The organism is Stenotrophomonas sp. SrG, from assembly GCF_050031795.1.
Taxonomy (GTDB): domain Bacteria; phylum Pseudomonadota; class Gammaproteobacteria; order Xanthomonadales; family Xanthomonadaceae; genus Stenotrophomonas; species Stenotrophomonas rhizophila_A.
Window position 1 is genome coordinate 1 of record NZ_JBNBBE010001885.1, and the last position, 229, is coordinate 229.

Genomic DNA, 229 nt, shown 5'->3' on the forward strand with positions numbered 1-229 from the left:
CAGCATCGAGCGCACCATCGGCGTTTCGCCGGCGGGGAACACGTCGATGCTGCGGTCGATGGGCTTGGCCGCCGAGCTGGTGTGCAGCGTGCCGAACACCCGGTGGCCGGTGTCGGCGGCGGTCAGCGCCAGCCGGATGGATTCCAGGTCGCGGAGTTCGCCGACCAGGAGGATGTCCGGGTCTTCACGCAGAGCCGAACGCAGTGCTTCGTTGAAGCCGTGCGTATCG

The 229-nt window shown here is 68.1% G+C and carries 1 protein-coding gene; it reads right to left on the bottom strand.

Annotated features, from left to right (window positions below; genetic code table 11):
- A partial coding sequence (locus ACQG3P_RS25730) for an ATPase, T2SS/T4P/T4SS family (RefSeq protein ID WP_426806627.1) occupies positions 1 to 229 on the bottom strand: 229 nt, incomplete at both ends.